17 protein-coding genes and 4 tRNA genes are annotated in these 15,345 nt (G+C 62.8%); 12 read left to right on the top strand and 9 right to left on the bottom strand.

What is annotated here, in order from left to right; genetic code table 11:
* Positions 1-90: 90 nt before the first annotated feature.
* Positions 91-1,425, bottom strand: a complete 1,335-nt coding sequence (locus C1725_RS12260) for a C1 family peptidase (protein WP_102411880.1) — start codon at positions 1,423-1,425, stop codon at positions 91-93.
* A 288-nt stretch (positions 1,426-1,713) separates the two neighbouring features.
* On the opposite strand from C1725_RS12260, the gene C1725_RS12255 reads away from it, so the two are divergent.
* The 10 genes from C1725_RS12255 (at position 1,714) to C1725_RS12210 (ending at position 6,292) form a co-directional block, all read left to right on the top strand.
* Positions 1,714-1,798: transfer RNA gene (locus C1725_RS12255), tRNA-Leu, on the top strand.
* 20 nt (positions 1,799-1,818) lie between these two features.
* Positions 1,819-1,893: transfer RNA gene (locus C1725_RS12250), tRNA-Gly, on the top strand.
* Positions 1,894-1,896: 3 nt separating this feature from the next.
* A tRNA-Gly gene (locus C1725_RS12245) sits at positions 1,897-1,970 on the top strand.
* A gap of 32 nt (positions 1,971-2,002) precedes the next feature.
* Positions 2,003-2,078: transfer RNA gene (locus C1725_RS12240), tRNA-Lys, on the top strand.
* 103 nt (positions 2,079-2,181) lie between these two features.
* Positions 2,182-3,138, top strand: coding sequence for a tRNA glutamyl-Q(34) synthetase GluQRS (gluQRS, locus tag C1725_RS12235; RefSeq protein WP_102411879.1), 957 nt, complete (start codon positions 2,182-2,184; stop codon positions 3,136-3,138).
* Between the two features lie 9 nt (positions 3,139-3,147).
* Positions 3,148-3,696 carry an RNA 2',3'-cyclic phosphodiesterase gene (gene thpR, locus C1725_RS12230; RefSeq protein ID WP_102411878.1) on the top strand — a complete coding sequence of 183 codons (549 nt, stop codon included), beginning with the start codon at positions 3,148-3,150 and terminating at the stop codon, positions 3,694-3,696.
* Complete coding sequence (locus C1725_RS12225; RefSeq protein ID WP_102411877.1) at positions 3,693-4,415, top strand: AzlC family ABC transporter permease; 723 nt, start codon at positions 3,693-3,695, stop codon at positions 4,413-4,415. Before thpR ends, C1725_RS12225 begins: the two co-directional genes overlap by 4 nt.
* Positions 4,415-4,744: a branched-chain amino acid transporter permease gene (locus C1725_RS12220; RefSeq protein ID WP_346026627.1), complete on the top strand. Its 330-nt coding sequence runs from the start codon at positions 4,415-4,417 to the stop codon at positions 4,742-4,744. The genes C1725_RS12225 and C1725_RS12220 overlap by 1 nt, the downstream gene beginning before the upstream one ends.
* A gap of 23 nt (positions 4,745-4,767) precedes the next feature.
* Entirely contained in the window at positions 4,768-5,613 is an 846-nt protein-coding gene (locus tag C1725_RS12215; RefSeq protein ID WP_102411875.1) for an MBL fold metallo-hydrolase, read from the top strand.
* 13 nt (positions 5,614-5,626) lie between these two features.
* A complete protein-coding gene (locus C1725_RS12210) occupies positions 5,627-6,292 on the top strand; it encodes an HAD-IA family hydrolase (protein WP_102411874.1) in 666 nt (221 codons plus the stop codon).
* 78 nt (positions 6,293-6,370) lie between these two features.
* On the opposite strand, the gene C1725_RS12205 is transcribed toward C1725_RS12210, so the two are convergent.
* The 4 genes from C1725_RS12205 to C1725_RS12190 all read right to left on the bottom strand — a co-directional run bounded on the left by C1725_RS12205 (position 6,371) and on the right by C1725_RS12190 (position 11,103).
* Complete coding sequence (locus tag C1725_RS12205) at positions 6,371-7,318, bottom strand: ABC transporter permease subunit (RefSeq protein WP_102411873.1); 948 nt, start codon at positions 7,316-7,318, stop codon at positions 6,371-6,373.
* Position 7,319: 1 nt separating this feature from the next.
* Positions 7,320-8,420, bottom strand: coding sequence for an ABC transporter permease subunit (locus C1725_RS12200; RefSeq protein ID WP_102411872.1), 1,101 nt, complete (start codon positions 8,418-8,420; stop codon positions 7,320-7,322).
* The gene (locus C1725_RS12195; RefSeq protein WP_102411871.1) at positions 8,407-9,978 is read right to left on the bottom strand and encodes an ATP-binding cassette domain-containing protein; all 1,572 of its coding nucleotides are present in this window, start codon (positions 9,976-9,978) and stop codon (positions 8,407-8,409) included. The genes C1725_RS12200 and C1725_RS12195 overlap by 14 nt, the downstream gene beginning before the upstream one ends.
* 108 nt (positions 9,979-10,086) lie before the next feature.
* Positions 10,087-11,103 (bottom strand): BMP family lipoprotein, encoded by a 1,017-nt coding sequence (locus C1725_RS12190; protein ID WP_346026626.1) that lies wholly within the window; start codon positions 11,101-11,103, stop codon positions 10,087-10,089.
* 218 nt (positions 11,104-11,321) lie between these two features.
* Here C1725_RS12190 and C1725_RS12185 point away from each other — a divergent pair, with 218 nt between their 5' ends.
* Positions 11,322-11,576 (top strand): TfoX/Sxy family DNA transformation protein, encoded by a 255-nt coding sequence (locus C1725_RS12185; protein ID WP_102411870.1) that lies wholly within the window; start codon positions 11,322-11,324, stop codon positions 11,574-11,576.
* Between the two features lie 18 nt (positions 11,577-11,594).
* Entirely contained in the window at positions 11,595-12,116 is a 522-nt protein-coding gene (locus C1725_RS12180; protein WP_102411869.1) for a GNAT family N-acetyltransferase, read from the top strand.
* A gap of 51 nt (positions 12,117-12,167) precedes the next feature.
* On the opposite strand, the gene C1725_RS12175 is transcribed toward C1725_RS12180, so the two are convergent.
* Genes C1725_RS12175 through yqeC form a run of 4 tightly spaced genes read right to left on the bottom strand, consistent with a single transcriptional unit; the run spans position 12,168 to position 15,278 of the window.
* The gene (locus C1725_RS12175; protein ID WP_102411868.1) at positions 12,168-12,722 is read right to left on the bottom strand and encodes a DUF3795 domain-containing protein; all 555 of its coding nucleotides are present in this window, start codon (positions 12,720-12,722) and stop codon (positions 12,168-12,170) included.
* Between the two features lie 24 nt (positions 12,723-12,746).
* Complete coding sequence (locus C1725_RS12170; protein ID WP_102411867.1) at positions 12,747-13,724, bottom strand: XdhC family protein; 978 nt, start codon at positions 13,722-13,724, stop codon at positions 12,747-12,749.
* Positions 13,721-14,518: a selenium-dependent molybdenum cofactor biosynthesis protein YqeB gene (gene yqeB, locus C1725_RS12165; protein WP_102411866.1), complete on the bottom strand. Its 798-nt coding sequence runs from the start codon at positions 14,516-14,518 to the stop codon at positions 13,721-13,723. Before yqeB ends, C1725_RS12170 begins: the two co-directional genes overlap by 4 nt.
* A 22-nt stretch (positions 14,519-14,540) precedes the next feature.
* A complete protein-coding gene (gene yqeC, locus C1725_RS12160) occupies positions 14,541-15,278 on the bottom strand; it encodes a selenium cofactor biosynthesis protein YqeC (RefSeq protein ID WP_102411865.1) in 738 nt (245 codons plus the stop codon).
* Positions 15,279-15,345 lie beyond the last annotated feature (67 nt).

The raw sequence follows: 15,345 nt of genomic DNA, 5'->3' as shown, positions 1-15,345 counted from the left end.
TTTTGGAGTGCTGGGCGGCAGGGGAAAAGGGCGGGTCGTACAAGCACGGGCGCGGTCAATGACCGCGCCCGCATTTGCTTTAGGGAAAATTCAATCCGCCAATGTGCCCATGGGATCCCAGGGATCGAGGACGATAGGCTCCTGCTCCGCAAGGGAAGCGAGCGCGCCCAGATATTCCTTTTCGACGGCAGCCTGATAAACGTATTGGTCGAACCAAGAATCCGAGCATACGTAATAACCTTTGGCGCCATTTTTGTCTCCCCAACTGTTTTCGATTTTCCAGCGAACTGGTTTTTCGTCTTCGATTTGGACGCCGGTGATGACCATGGCGTGGTTCATCGCGGAAAACCAGTAATCAAGACTTTCTTCCTTGCTGAGCTTCAGGTCGAGCCCCGTCAGCAGCTCGTGGTCGAACGAGGAGTCGTCCCACAACCCCATCTGGCGCTCGCCGTACTTGCCTACGTCGCTGCCGAACCACACGACCTTTCCGTCTTTGAGCTGTCGGATGATCGCATCCTTGAATTCGTCCATAGGGAGATTCAGGTGACGAACCTCCTTGCCGCCGACCACGTTGCCCAGCAGGCGAACCGTAAACGTCTTATGATAGGGCTTGTCCGCTGTGGGGGCGTTGATGATGCTGACGGTTTTTTTCAGCATATCACCGGCGTACGTTTCGTAAAAGCGCTGGGGGGTGTAGCCGCGCTCGACGTGATAGACCTTGTCCTTGTCCACGTATTCAAAGTCGAACGTCTGGGGCGGTTCACCGTAGCAGCTGCAGAGGAAGCTGTAAATGCGGGCAAGCATTTCTTCTTTTTTGGACTGAATGTCCGCTTCACGCATCCCATCGGCAATCATGCCGCGCAGTTTGACGGCACAGACCTTCAGATTGCGGTTGAGAATGTGGTTCATGCCGTTCGTGTGGCAGGACTGATAGGTTTCGTCGTACACGTCCTTGGGTACGATGCCGTACTTTTCCACGATGTTGACGAACATATCCCATTGCCCGCCGTCGTGCACGCCCGTGTTCAGGATGTGCGCTACCACGCGGTCGTCCGTCGGCAAGCCAGCCGTTTCCAGAATGCTCTCCAGAAAGTAGTTGGACCGTTCAAACTTATCCCAAAATGCGAGGTAGCTCTGCGACAACTCAAAGGACTCCAAGTTTTTTTCGCCGGCGATGCGCTCGCGCAGCACGTTGGCCGCGGCGAAGAGCCAGCAGCGGCCGCTGGCCTGCTGATTGGTGACCTCCATCGTGGGGATTTCCAGGGAGAACTTTTGGCGCATCGCGAACGCGCCCTTCGAGACGAACGCCACGTCGCTTATGTCGGACTTGGCGAGGGCGAGGGTGGCGAGCTGACGCTGCGGGCAGCCGCGGAAGCCCGCTGTCCATTTCTCCAGTAGATCTTCCGTAATGGGCGTGTGATTCATGACGCAGGTTCCTTTCTTGCTTTATCGTTCTTAGCAATGGGATATACCTTGTTTTCCACCCACAGTGTAGTCCCCGGCATGAAAAATGTCAACCGGATTTGACGGGATGAACGGGGTTCAGCGTTCCTTTCGCCGGGAACGGGATGGAAAGCGATAGATTTTATTTCGCAAAATCCTTGACATATGCGTTTTTGCGTGCTATAATACCAACCGTTGCCGGTGCTGGTCTGAGCCGTTGGGCGAGAAAAGTCTAGCTCATTGCCACAGGAATCGTTTGATCGTTCCTTCGCGGGCGTGGCGGAATTGGCAGACGCGCTGGATTTAGGTTCCAGTGCCGCAAGGCGTATGAGTTCAAGTCTCTTCGCCCGCACCATTTCTTGATTTGTGGAGCATGCGGTAGTAGCTCAGTGGTAGAGTGCCACCTTGCCAAGGTGGATGTCGCGAGTTCGAATCTCGTCTACCGCTCCATTTGCGGGTGTAGCTCAATGGTAGAGTTCCAGCCTTCCAAGCTGGCTACGTGGGTTCGATTCCCATCACCCGCTCCAACAGGGTGTGGGAATGCCCGCCCCTTCTTTATGCGCCATTAGCTCAGTTGGTAGAGCACCTGACTCTTAATCAGGGTGTCCCGGGTTCGAGTCCCTGATGGCGCACCAGCTTCCGTGTGGATAATTTCCACACGGATTTTTTCATTTAACCAACCTATGCCTTTGTGCCCAGGTGCGGCATATGGACCATCATGGATGAGGAGATTGAGTTATGCGCAGCACGACCGTGGGGCGTTTTGCGCCCAGCCCGAGCGGGCGGATGCACCTTGGCAACGTGATGAGCGCGCTGCTGGCCTGGCTTGGCGCGAAATCCGGCGGGGGGCGGATGGTGCTGCGCATCGAGGACCTCGATCCGGAGCGAAGCCGGCCCGAATATGCGGCGCAAATCGAGGAGGACCTGCGTTTCCTGGGCCTCGATTGGGACGAGGGAGAGGGCGTAGGCGGCGCGCACGGCCCTTACCTGCAAAGCCGGCGCACGCGAATTTATGAGGCGGCCTTGGACCAGCTTTCGCGGCAGGGACTTCTGTATCCCTGCTATTGCACGCGCGCGGAGCTGCACGCGGTAACACAGGCGCCGCATGCGGGCGAAGGGCGGTTCGTCTACAGCGGACGCTGCCGGGAAATCGGAGAAGTGGAGCGCGCACGGCTTTCCGCCGACCGAAAGCCTGCGATTCGCCTGCGTGTGCCCGAGGAGGAGATTCGATTTGTGGACGGCCTTTGCGGTTCCTGCGCGCAGAATCTGAGGACGGAGTGCGGCGACTTTATCGTGCGCCGCTCAGACGGAGCGTTTGCCTATCAGCTCGCCGTCGTCGTGGACGACATACTGATGGGCGTCACGCAGGTGGTGCGTGGGCGTGATCTGCTTGATTCGACGCCGCGCCAGCTTTACATCTACCGTCTGCTGGGCGCGGAGCCGCCGGTGTTTTATCACGTGCCCCTGCTGCTCGCGCCGGACGGGCGGCGGCTCTCCAAGCGCGAGCGCGATTTGGACATGGGGGCGCTGCGCGCGCGGTACAGCGCGGAGGAAATTCTGGGTAAGCTGGCTTGGCTGACGGGCCTGCGGGACACGCCGGGGCCTACCGATGCGCGCGAGCTTGCGGCAACATTTTCCTGGGAACGGGTAAAGCGGGAAAACCTGTACCTGCCGGAAGCGCTTTTTGAAGCTTGAGGTTGAAGAATGAGGATATTTGTTGGAATCGAACTGACGGAGCGTCAGCGAGCGGCGGCGGAATGCATGGCTCGATGCGCACGAAAGAGCATGCCGGGAAAATACGTGGAGCCACGGAATTACCACGTGACGATCGCCTACATCGGGGAGACGGATGAAGCGGTGCGCGATCGGGCTATGCGGGCGCTGGAGGCGGCCGCGCGGGCGTCCGCCGGGGCTGCCCCGTGGTGCGCGCTTTCGGCAGCGGGCTTCTTCCGGCGGGCAGACAAGGCCATCCTGTACTGCGGCGTGCGGGAGGAGCCGGGGCTGCTGAAAACGGCGCAGTGCGTGCGTGAAGCGCTGCGCGAAGACGGCGTTCCTTTTGATCCCACTCCTTTTGTGCCGCACATCACGCTGGGGCGAAACGTGCGGATTGATGAGTGGACGCTGGCAGGACTGATCCCCGAGGCCTGCGAGACGGAAATCGCAGCGCTGACGCTTTTTGAGAGCGTGCGGGTAGACGGTGTGCTGCGCTATACACCCTTGTACCGCGCGCCGGTAGAAAGGAAGAGAGTATGAGACACGAAAGCGAATGGAAGGCTGCGGCGCGCGCCGCATTTCCGCATACGATTCCTGTGCTGACCGGCTTTGCCTTTCTGGGCATCGCCTACGGCATCCTCATGCGCGCACAAGGTCACGGGCTGCTGCTGACGGCGGCGATGAGCCTGATCGTCTATGCGGGCTCCATGCAATATCTGGCGGTATCGCTGTTTGCGGTGGGCTTTGATCCCATCGGGACGTTCCTGCTGACGCTGATGGTGAATGCCCGTCACCTGTTCTATGGCGTGTCGATGCTGGACAGGCTGCAGGGCACTGGCAAGTGGCGAAACGTCATCGTCTTCATGCTCAGCGACGAGACCTTTTCGCTGCTGTGCAGCGCGGAGCCGCCGGAGGGCGTGGACAGGACGTGCTTCATGGTCTCCATCGCGGTGATGGATTACTTCTACTGGTTTTTTGCCAGCGTGACGGGCAGTCTGCTCGGCGCGGTGCTCACACTGAACACCGCGGGCATCGACTTCGTGCTGACGGCGCTGTTCGTCGTCATCTTCCTGAACCAGTGGCGCGAGAAAGCCGGACGAGGCGCGGCGGTTGCGGGCGTCCTCTGCTCGCTCGCCTGCCTCGTGCTTGTGGGGGCGGAGCGCTTCATGCTGCCCGCGATGGGCGCGATTCTCACGGTGCTGCTGGTCGTGCAGGCTCGGCAGAAGGGGCTACAGGCGAATGGGAAGGAGGCGGAATGATGAACGGAATGGAACAGGCGCTGACTGTGGGCGTGATCGCGGCGGCGACGATTCTGACGCGCTTTCTGCCCGTCTGGCTATTCCCGGAGGGGCGCAGGCGGCCCGCGTGGCTGAGCGGACTCAGCCAATCGCTGCCCTACGCGGTGATCGGATTGCTGGTGGTCTATTGCCTGCGGAGCGTCAATGTAACAGCCTATCCTTTTGGCCTGCCGGAAGGCATCGCCATCGCGGCGATCGTGCTGCTGCACGTCCTCAAGCGGAACACGCTGCTGAGCATCGGCGGCGGGACGCTGCTGTACATGCTGCTGGTTCAGGCGGTCTTCCGCTGACGTGCGAATGGGAGGAGAACAGCATGAACTTTACGATACTGGGTTCAGGCGGCTGCGTGAGCACGCCCAGACCGCTGTGTACCTGCCCTGTCTGCGAACAGGCAAGGCGGCTGGGGCCGCCCTATGCGCGCTGCGGATGCTGCCTTTACATCGAGGACGCTCAGGCAATCGTGGATACGCCGGAGGACGTATGTGCAGCGCTGAATCGCGGCGGCGTGCGGGCTGTGAACCGCATCCTCTACAGCCACGCCGATCCTGATCATACGATGGGCATGCGCGTGCTGGAGCAGCTCCGGCTGGACTGGCTCGCGGAATCGACCGGCAGCAGGATGAAGGAACCCATTGAGGTCGTAGCTCTGCCGCGGGTGGTGGACGACCTGCGCGCACAGGCTACCTGTTATGGCTCGATGCTTGCATATTACGAGCAAAAGGGACTCGCGCGGTTGAACGCCTGCACGCAGGTGCAGATGGACGGTGTGCGGGCGACGCTTGTGCCGGTGGACGAAACGGGGCGAGTGACGGTTTTTGTCTTTGAACAGGCGGGGCGCAGGCTCGTTTACGCCCCGTGCGACGTAAAGCCGTTCCCGAGCTCGCCGCTCTTTGAAGGAGCGGACTGCCTCGTCGTCGGAAACACGGTCATCGGCGACGTGCTGAAGGACGGGTTCGTGCTCGGCGCGGAGAATCCGCTCAGGCAGGAGCTGTTCACGCTGGAGGAAATCGTGTGCCTCAAGGAGCGGCTTCAGATTCCCGACGTCGTCATGACGCATCTGGAAGAGGACTGGGGTAAGTCCTACGACGACTACCGGGCGCTGGAGGCGTCTTATCCGGGCATACGTTTCGCTTACGACGGCATGCGTATTGAGCTGTAAGGAGAGATGACGGATGAAGAAGATCAAAGCGGTGCTCTTCGACATGGACGGCCTGCTGGTGGACAGCGAGAGGCTGGGCATTTACGTGTCGATACAGGCGGGGAGGGAGATGGGCTTTCCGGTGACGGAGGAGCTCGCGCGGGAAATGCTGGGCATTACGAGCGCCCAGAGCCGCGCAAAGTATCAGGCCGCGTTTCCCAGTATGGACATGGACGCCTTTCAAGCGCTGTTCATGCGGCACATGGAGAGCGCTGTCGAGCGCGGCGAGGTAAGGGCCATGCCGGGCGCGCGGGAGCTGCTCGCGTTTTTGCGCGCACGCCGGATGCCCTGCGTCGTTGCATCTTCTACGGATAAGCAGCGCGTGCTGAAGAGGCTTTCGTGCGCAGGACTGGAAGGCCTGTTTGACGGTTATGTGACGGGCGACATGGTATCGCGCTCTAAGCCCGATCCAGAGATTTTTCTGCGCGCTGCTGCGTACGCGGGCGAGGACATCGCGGATTGCCTCGTGCTGGAGGACTCGGTAAACGGAATCAGGGCGGGACGCGCTTCCGGCGCAAGGGTCGTCATGGTGCCGGACGTGATTCCCTACGGCGACGCGCTGGCGCCCTACTGCGACCGGGTAGAAAAGAGCCTGCTGGACGTGAAAAAGCTGCTCGAAGAGACGGACTGCGTCTTGTAAACAAAGAAACGGGATGAAAACATGAATACGCCACGCCGGGCAGCCAAACCCGGCGTGGCGTATTTGTATGAACTTTCATCAGGTGCGCATTTCGCGGTTGAAGGGTTTGCCCAGCATCGCGGGCCCGAGCTGCGCGCTTTTGCGCACGAAGATGAGCACCACGATGACCAGCGCGTAGGGGAGCATGACGAGAAATTCGTAGGGGAAGCTCGCCAGCCCATAGGTCTGCACCGCGATTTGCAGGCTCTGCGCGAGCGAGAAGAGCAGCGCGCCCAGCATGACGCGCACCGGCTGCCAATGGCCGAAGTAGACCAGCGCGACGGCGATGAAGCCACGGCCGGAGATCAGGGTATCGGTGAACATCTTCGCCTGGCAGACGGAGAGGTACGCGCCCGCGAGCCCCGCCATCGCCCCGCCGAAGGCCAGCGCCTCAAAGCGCGTGCGGGAGACGCCGATGCCGATGGAATCCGCCGCGCGCGGGGAGGTGCCGCAGGCGCGGATGCGCAGCCCCCAGGGGGTCTTGTAGAGAATGTAATGCGTGACGGGCACCATCAGAAAGGCGAAGTAGACGAGCGGATTGCAGCGAAAGAACATCTTGCCCAGCACGGGAATGTCGCTGAGAAGGGGAATGGCGGCGTCCTTGATGCCCGAAATGCCGCGCGAGCCGCCGACGAAGTGGCGAAAGAGCGTGCCCGCAAGGCCGGTGCCGAACAGCTGCATGCCGATGCCCGCGATGCCCTGCGGCGCGCCGAATGTGATGACGACGACGCCGAAGAGCAGGCCCAGCAGCGCGCCCGTCGCCGCGGCGGCCGCAAGGCCGAGCAGATTGACGTAGAGCGGCAGCTCCGCAGAGCCGCCTATGGCGAAGGGCACGAGCATGCCGACGAAGGCGCCCATCGCCATGATGCCCTCACAGCCGAGGTTGAAGATACCGGCGCGCTGATTTACGGTTTCACCCAGCGCGGCGAGCAGCAGGGCGGTGGAGAAGGGAATGCCCAGGGTGATGAAGCTGACGACAAAGTCCATCTTACGCACCTGCCTTTCTGCAAAGCATCGATTCGACGCGCCTGCGCGCGCGGTCCATCAGATAGGGGTTTTGCAGGATCATCTTGGTGGCTACGATGACGAGGATCACGATGCCCTGCAGCACGTCCACCATGTTGGAGGGGACGGGAATGCCCATGATCTGAAGGGCGCTCGCGCCGTACTGCAGGAGGCCGAACAGAAATGCGGCGGGGATGATGCCCGCCGGGTGCAGGCCGCCAAAGAGCGCCACCACGATGCCGGAGAAGCCGTAGCCGCCGGTAATGGACATGACGCCGCGATGGTGCACACCCATGACCTCGATCGCCCCGGCAAGCCCTGCGCAGCCGCCGGAAATGAGCATGGCGAGCACGAGGTACTTGGAGACGTTGATGCCGCCGTAGCGGGCCGCCCGCTCGGAGGAGCCCGCAGCACGCATCTTATAGCCGAACGACGTGCGCCACATGAACAGGTAGATCAGCACCGCGAGTCCCAGCGCGATGAAAATACCCGTGTGCATGGAGGTGCGCGGGATCCAGCCGTTCAGCTTGCTCAGCCATGCGGTCTTCGCCAGCTTCATCGTCTGCGGGTCGCCCGCGCCGCCTACGACCGTAGGGTCGAGCAGCGGCACGCGCAGGCAGTAGGCGTAAATCTGCGCGGCGATGTAATTGAGCATGACGGTGGAAAGCAGCTCGCTGACGCCGAACTTCGCCTTGAGCGCGCCGGGCACGAAGCCCCACAGCGCGCCGCCCGCGATGCCGCACAGCAGCGCCAGAGGCACGATGACCGGGCGCGGCAGGTCGGTAAAGAGGATCACGACGATGGTGAGCAGCAGGCCGACCGTCATCTGCCCCTCGCCGCCGATGTTGATGATGCCGCTGCGGTAGGCGACGCAGATGCCCAGCGCGACGATGCACAGCGGCGTCATGCGGTTGATGACCTCGCTGAAGTTGATGAGGTTCGTGAGCGGGTAGACGAAGATGACGTAGAACGTATCCAGCACGTTCGCGCCGAGCACGGTGAGGATGAGGGCGCTGACGGCGAACGTCGCGATCGTCGCCAACGCGATGATCGCGAGCTTGTAGTAGAGCTTAAAATGCTTCATTTTCTTTCACTCCCGCCATCAGAATGCCGAGCTTGCGCTGCGTGGCCTCGTCGCGGCCCAGCATACGCTGCACCTGGCCCTTGAAGATGACCGCGATGCGGTCCGAAAGGTTCATGATCTCCTCGAGCTCTTCCGAAATGAGCAGAATGCCGACGCCGCGCTCGCGCAGCGCGAGCAGTTGGTGATGAATGAACTCCGCCGCGCCCATGTCGAGCCCGCGGATGGGGTAGACGGCGATCAGGAATTTCGGGTCGCGGGAGATTTCGCGCGCGAGGATAACCTTTTGAATATTGCCGCCGGAAAGCGAGCCCGCGGCGACGCCGACGCTGGAGCAGCGGATGTCGAAGCGCTCGCGCAGCTTTTCGGCACTCCGCTCTACCACGCCGAAGCGCATAAAACGGCAGCGGCTGAACGGCGGCTTGGCCGCGTCCTTTAAGATGAGGTTTTCGCGTATGGACATGCCGGGGACGATACCTTCGACGTTCCGCTCCTCCGGCACGTAGCCGACTCCCCGCTCGATGATCTGCTGGGGCGTCTTGCCCGTGATGTTTTCCCCGTCAAAGCGGATTTCGCCGCTTTCGACCGCGCGAAGGCCTGTCAGCGCCTCGGCCAGTTCGCGCTGGCCGTTGCCCGAAACACCCGCAAGCCCCACGATTTCGCCCGCGCGCACGCTGAGCGAAAGGTGATCTAGGGCAAGGTTGCCCCGGTCGCCGCGCACGCAGAGATCCCGGACCTCTAGCATCACCGCTCCGGGGGTGGACGCGGCCTTGTTGACCGGCAGGAAGACCTCGTGGCCGGTCATGAGCGCGGCGATGTCGCCGGAGGAATGGTCCTTCGTGTTGCCCGTGAAGACGACCTTGCCGCCGCGCAGGATGGCGACCTTGCTGGAGAGGCTCTTGACCTCCTGCAGCTTGTGGCTGATGAAGATGATCGACAGCTCCTTGGACATGCGCGAGAGCAGCGCGATGAGCTCGTCCGTCTCCTGGGGGGTGAGGGCGCTCGTCGGCTCGTCCAAGATGAGGAAGCGCGCGCCGAAGCACAGCGTCTTCACCAGCTCCACGCGCTGCTGCTCGCCGACGGAGAGCTGCCACACATAGGCGTCGGGGTCGACGGCCAGCCCATAGCGCTCGGATACCTCGAGGATGCGCGAACGCACCTCGGATGTGCGCACGTTCACGTGCCCGAGCAGGCGATGAATCGCGCTCTCCTCGCCGGTTTGCAGCTGCTTCATGCCGAGCGCCACGTTCTCCGTGACGGTGAGGCTGGGCACGAGCATGTACTGTTGGTGCACCATGCCGATGCCGCAGGCGAACGCGTCGTTGGGAGAGCGGAAGGAGACCTCGCGGTCGTTGATGTAGATTTTGCCTTCGTCAGGGGTATATAGGCCCATGAGGATGTTCATCAGCGTCGTCTTTCCCGCGCCGTTTTCACCGACGAGCGCGAGCACTTCGCCCTTGCCGACGCTGAGCGATACGTCGCTCAGCGCGACGAGGCCGGGAAAACGCTTGGTAATGTGTTCGACGCGCAGGCTGACGATGGGCTGTGCGGATGAGAGCATAGCGCAACCTCCCGTTGAATCGGACGGGGCGAACCGCCCCTGACCCGCGAATAGGGGAAGAGCGAAAGCTCTTCCCCAATCAGATGTTTCTTTCGTTACGGGGCCGGTTTATTGCACGGCCACGTCTGCGAAGTTCGCGACGGCGGCGCTGCCCGCCTGCGCGGTCAGCTCGGCGAGGGCGGCCTCGACGGCCGTCTTTACTTCGTCGGTCGCCATCGGGTTTTCCTCGTTGAACTGATAACGGAAGCCCGCGTTGTTGTAGTTGAGCGGGATGCACTCGCCGCCCAGCACGCCGGACTGCATGCGCTCCACGAGCGTCAGGATGACCGCGGAATAGTCGTACGCGGCGGCGGAGATGGTCTTGAAGCCCTCGGCGCCTTCCATCTGGCCGAATTCCTGCGCGACCCACCAGATGTTCTCGTCCTTATGCTCGGCGACCACGCGCAGAGCACCCAGCGCCTGCTGAGAGGCGCCGGCCAGCACGTCCGCGCCCGCGTCGATGAAGGAAGCGGCGAGCTCGCCCGCGCCGACGGTGTCGTCAAAGCTGTTGGTGAAGGCGATGAGGAGCTGTGCGTCGGGGTTGACGGCCTGCACGCCGAGCTTGAAGCCGCGGATGTAGCGATAGGCATCGCCGCCGTCCACGGGGCCGACGAGGCCTACCTTGTTCGACTGGGTGCTCATGCCTGCAACCAGGCCGTTCAGATAGCCGGTCTCCTCGGACTGGGGCATATAGGTGAAAATATTGTCGCCCTCGATTTCGCCGGAGGTGCCGTAGGCGAAGGCGACGTCCTCATATTCCTCGGCGACGTCGGTCACGGCGTTCTTGAACTGTGCGCCGTGGCAGACGATGAGGTCATAGCCTTGGCCGACGAGCTGGCGCACCGTCGCGGGGCCGTCGGCGGGCAGGATGCTCTCGACGGGCGTGTATTCAAGCGTCGTTCCCTGTTCCTTCAGGGCTTCGGCGGCCGCCTTTACGCCAGAGTCCATGGACTGGCACCAGCCCTGATCGTCGATGGTGTTGGAGTAAACGATCGCCATCTTAACGGTACCCTCCGCGAGCGCGGCGGAGGCGAGCAGGGCCGCGCACAGCACGAGCGCGAGCAGGCAAGCGATTTTTTTCATCATGTGAGTTTCCGCTCCTTCTTTGTTCGTCCGCATCGGCCCAGTTTTGGGAACGCGGACGTCGTTCCTGGATAAAATACGACATTTCTCGCGTTTTGTCAATTGGAATTACGCATATTATGCCGATTGAAAATAAAAACGTTCGGATATTTTGAGGGCATGCGAGTTGCGCAGCCGCGCGAAGCGTTGTATGATGAAAAAAACGAGAGGAGGGCGTCAGAATGGGAGAGCTGTCAAAGCTGCTGAACATTGGGAAGGTTGTGGAGGAGCAGCTCGTGCAGGTCGGCGTCGACACGCCGGAAAAGCTGCGCGAGGTGGGGGCAAAGGTCGCCTGGCTTCGCATCAAGGCGATTGACGATTCAGCGTGTATTCACCGGCTGTACGCGATGGAGGGCGCCGTTCGGGGCGTGAAGAAGGCAGCGCTGCCTCAGGAGGTCAAGGCGGAGCTCAAGGCCTTTTACGAGGCGCATAAGTGAGGTCATAAAGGAGGAAGCATGGACATAGAGGATGGGGAGCTTATCGTTCGGAATGCGCGGGAAGCGGACGCGCCGCAGCTGTGCGCTTGGTGGAACGACGGCACGGTCATGGCGCATGCGGGTTTTCCGCGCGGATTGGGCACGTCGGAAGAAGCGGTGCGCGCGCAGCTAGCGCAGGACGACGATCACCATCGCCGCTGCATCATCGTGTTTCGCGGCGCGCCGGTCGGCGAAATGAATTACCGGCGAACGGACGAAGGGACGGCGGAGATCGGCATCAAGATCTGCGAGGCGAGCGCACAGAACAGAGGATTGGGCACGCGGCTGCTGACGCTGTTCATCGGCGCCCTCTTTAAAACGTACGGATACGAGCGGATCGTGCTGGATACGAACCTGCAAAACGTGAGGGCACAGCACGTCTACGAAAAGCTGGGCTTTCAGCGGGTAGGCGTGCGCGTAAACGCCTTCAAGGATCAGCTCGGCAGGTGGCAATCCGCCGTCGATTACGAGCTGAAACGCAACGATTGGCAGAAAAAATGACGAAAAAATCCGGAGAACGGAACATGAATTTCCGCGCTCCGGTTTTTTCATTTATTGGGTCTTGGGCTTCTTTTTGAGCTTTAGCGAGACGCCCTCCGCGTCTGCGGCTGTCTGTAGCAGCGCGGCGGCCTGCGTGGCTTTGTCCTTGAGCGGCCTGTTTTCGTTCACGCCCTGCGAAAGCTGAGCCATGACCGTCCGCAGGCCGTCAAGGCTCAGCAGATTGGCCGCTGCGCAGTAGAGCGTCTTGCGCCGTCCGTCGTTGTAGTCGCGAAGCAAATTTAGGAGAATGTCCGCCTTTTCCGCGAGTTCGGCGAGATAGGCTTCGAGCCCCATGCGCTCCGCGCGCTCTAAATCCCGCCGTCTGTTGCCGGAAGGAATGAAGAGGTCGTACTCCAGCGCGCCTTCGTAGCGCGCGCAGGGGTAATCGCTGCACTGACGGCAATATTCGACGGCGTCGTGCGCAAGTGCGCAGCGAATGATGGCGCAGGGCTGATTGCCCTCTCCGCCACCGCAGCCGGGGCAGTAGCCGCCGATATGCATGACGCACAGGGCGCAGTTCAGCCCGCAGAGCGAAAACTGCGGGTGGGCACGCCGGTAACCCTTCATCCGTATCACATCCTTAAGGCCGTCTTAAAGCCGTTCCACCAGCACGGAAACCTCACCGCCGCAGCCCATTTCACCGCTGCCGGTGGCGATGCGAACGACGCGGGGCGCGCCGTCTACGCGCGTAAGACCGGCAGCCTCCAACGCGCGGCGTTCGACGATGCCGCCCCCTACGGTGCCGAGCGATTGCCCGGATTTCGTCAGCAGCAGGCGCGCACCGATGCCGCGCGGCGCGGAACCACGGCGCTCTGCGACGGAGAGAAGCACCTCGCCCTCTCCCTGCGACAGTTGGGACAGGAGTGAAAGCGGCTGTGTCTCGTCGAGCCCCTGCTCCACGCGGTGCCAGGCGATGACCTCCGCCGCGATGCTGACGGCGATTTCTTCCGGTGTCCTGGCGCCGATGGCGAGGCCCACGGGAGCGTGAACATCGCGCAGCTCGGCCTCCGAAAAGCCCTCGGCGCGCAGCGTCTCGCGCACGGAGGATGCCTTACGCCGGCTGGCGAGCATGCCGACGTAGCCGTGCGGGCGGCGGAGCGCCTCGCGCAAGGCGCAAAGGTCGGTGTCGTGTCCGGGGGTGAGGATGAAAAAGTCCGATCCGTTCGGAGGCTCGCTGCGGGCGGCCTCGACGTAGCCGGTTAAAAGCAGCTCTTCCGCGCCGGGAAAGCGCTCCGGAGCGAGCAGGTCGCCGCGCGGATCCGCGACGCGCACCCGGAAGCCCACGCGGGAAAGCACCGCGCACAGCGCCGAGGCGACGTGCCCGGCACCCACGAGCATCGCGTCGGGCATCGAGCAGAAGGACTCGACGACGACGCGTCCGTCCGGGGTCTCGACCGTCGCGGGCAGGCGCAGGTCCTTTCCTAACGCTTCCGCGATTTCAAAGCAGGGTGCGTGGCCGATCCACGCGCCGCCGATGCAGGCGGCGTGAAGGCCGTCCGGCAGGCGGGTGAAGAGGAGGACGCGTTCCCCGTTAAGCGCCGCGCGCGCCGCTTGCTGCAGGACGTTCACCGTGCATCCCTCCTGTTTTGAAAGTGTAAAATGGCCTCGAGCACGCCGCCGCCCAGCGCGCGCGCCTTGTCGGAGATGGAATCACAGTGGGCGCGTTGACAGCGGGGATCGACGTCGGCGCACTTGAAACCCCGCGGGACACAGAGACCTGCGGGCAGGATACCGCGCAGCACGCCGCCGATTTCGGTCTGCATCGGAATGCCTCCGACGGTCGCGACGACTTCGCCGGGGCTGACCTCGTCGCCGATGTTCTGCAGGGGGAGAAAGAGCCCGTCCGCGGGGGCGCGCAGCACACGCTTCCTGCTCTGTCCGCCGATTTCGCCGGGCACGCCGGTGTTGGGCAGGGCGCTCCCCGTGTAATAGACGCGCCCAAGGTCATGGCCGCGCATCGTCTCCACGACGGCGTGAGCGTCTACGCCCGCAGTGAATCCGGGCCCCAGGGCGACGACGATGGGGGCCATACCGGTGTGGGTGCCGAGGTTTCGCTTGGCGAGGATCGCGTCCACCAGCACATCGGGCGTGAGCGCAGGGACGCACTGCGCCGTCTCGTCGCACAGTACGGGTACGACGCCCAAAGCGAGCAGCGACAGCGCATCCTGCGGATCACCGGCGCGGCGCGCGACAATGCCCTCCACCGCCGTTTCTCCCAGGCGAATGGCCTCGCTGAAGGCGACCGTACGCCGGATGGCTGTAGGCTGCGCGATGTCGCACAGCACGACGGACATGCCCGCGCGCACGAGGCGCACGGCGACGCCGGTCGCAAGGTCGCCCGCGCCGCGGATGAGAACGAGCATGCAATCCCTCCTCAAGAATGGGTTAAGGGCGCGCCTGCCGATCGGGCACGACGTACAGCGGCGCGTCCCCCTGATGAAAGGCGGTGACGAGCGCACGCACGCCTCGTCGCGCGCATCCCCGCGCTACCTCGAGCGCACGGGAAAGCCGCTCCGGCGTGTCCGCCTGATTGACGAGCGCGGCGTAGCGCATGCCGGGGGCGACGCCCTTTCGTTGACCGCGCGGACTGCAAAGAAGCAGTGCGGCGTGCTCTGGGGTGAGCGCGGCGTCGAGCGGTACGCCCAGTACGTCCGCGACGACCTGCGGTCGGTGACAGCCCGTCTCGATTGGAAGCCCCAGCGCGCGAACGCCCATCACGCCTACGACGAGCGTGGCCTCCGGCGGGAGCACGGGTTCGTGCGCGGCGGGCGCTTTGCAGAAGAGGCGGTGCGCGCCGTCGGCCTCGCACAGCGTCAGATCCGTAAGCGCGCGAAGCTGCCCAAAGTCCGTGCCCGGCGCGGCGGAGAGCTTCCGGCCGTCCGCCTGGCCGAGCACGCAGTAACCGTGGGCCGCTAGTATCGCGCGAAGGCGGTCGGGGTCAAAGACCGGGCAGAACGGCACGTCCGCGCCCGGCACCTCCATGTGCGTGGTGGTGGTGATGACGGCGGTCATGCCGCGTTCGCACGCGGCGCGCCGCAGCGCGTGAAGCAGCGACGTCTTGCCGCCGCCGCCGACCGCGCATACGAGGTCGCCGCCGCGAATGTGAAGGGATGAAAGGAGCATGCGAGCCTCCTAAAATGCTTTTGTGAAAATCATGATAAGGATACCATTTCGCCGTCCGCCTGTCAAC

It is taken from the genome of Beduinella massiliensis (assembly GCF_900199405.1).
In the GTDB taxonomy this organism is placed as follows: domain Bacteria; phylum Bacillota; class Clostridia; order Christensenellales; family Aristaeellaceae; genus Beduinella; species Beduinella massiliensis.
This window is presented reverse-complemented; position numbering and strand designations above follow the sequence as displayed.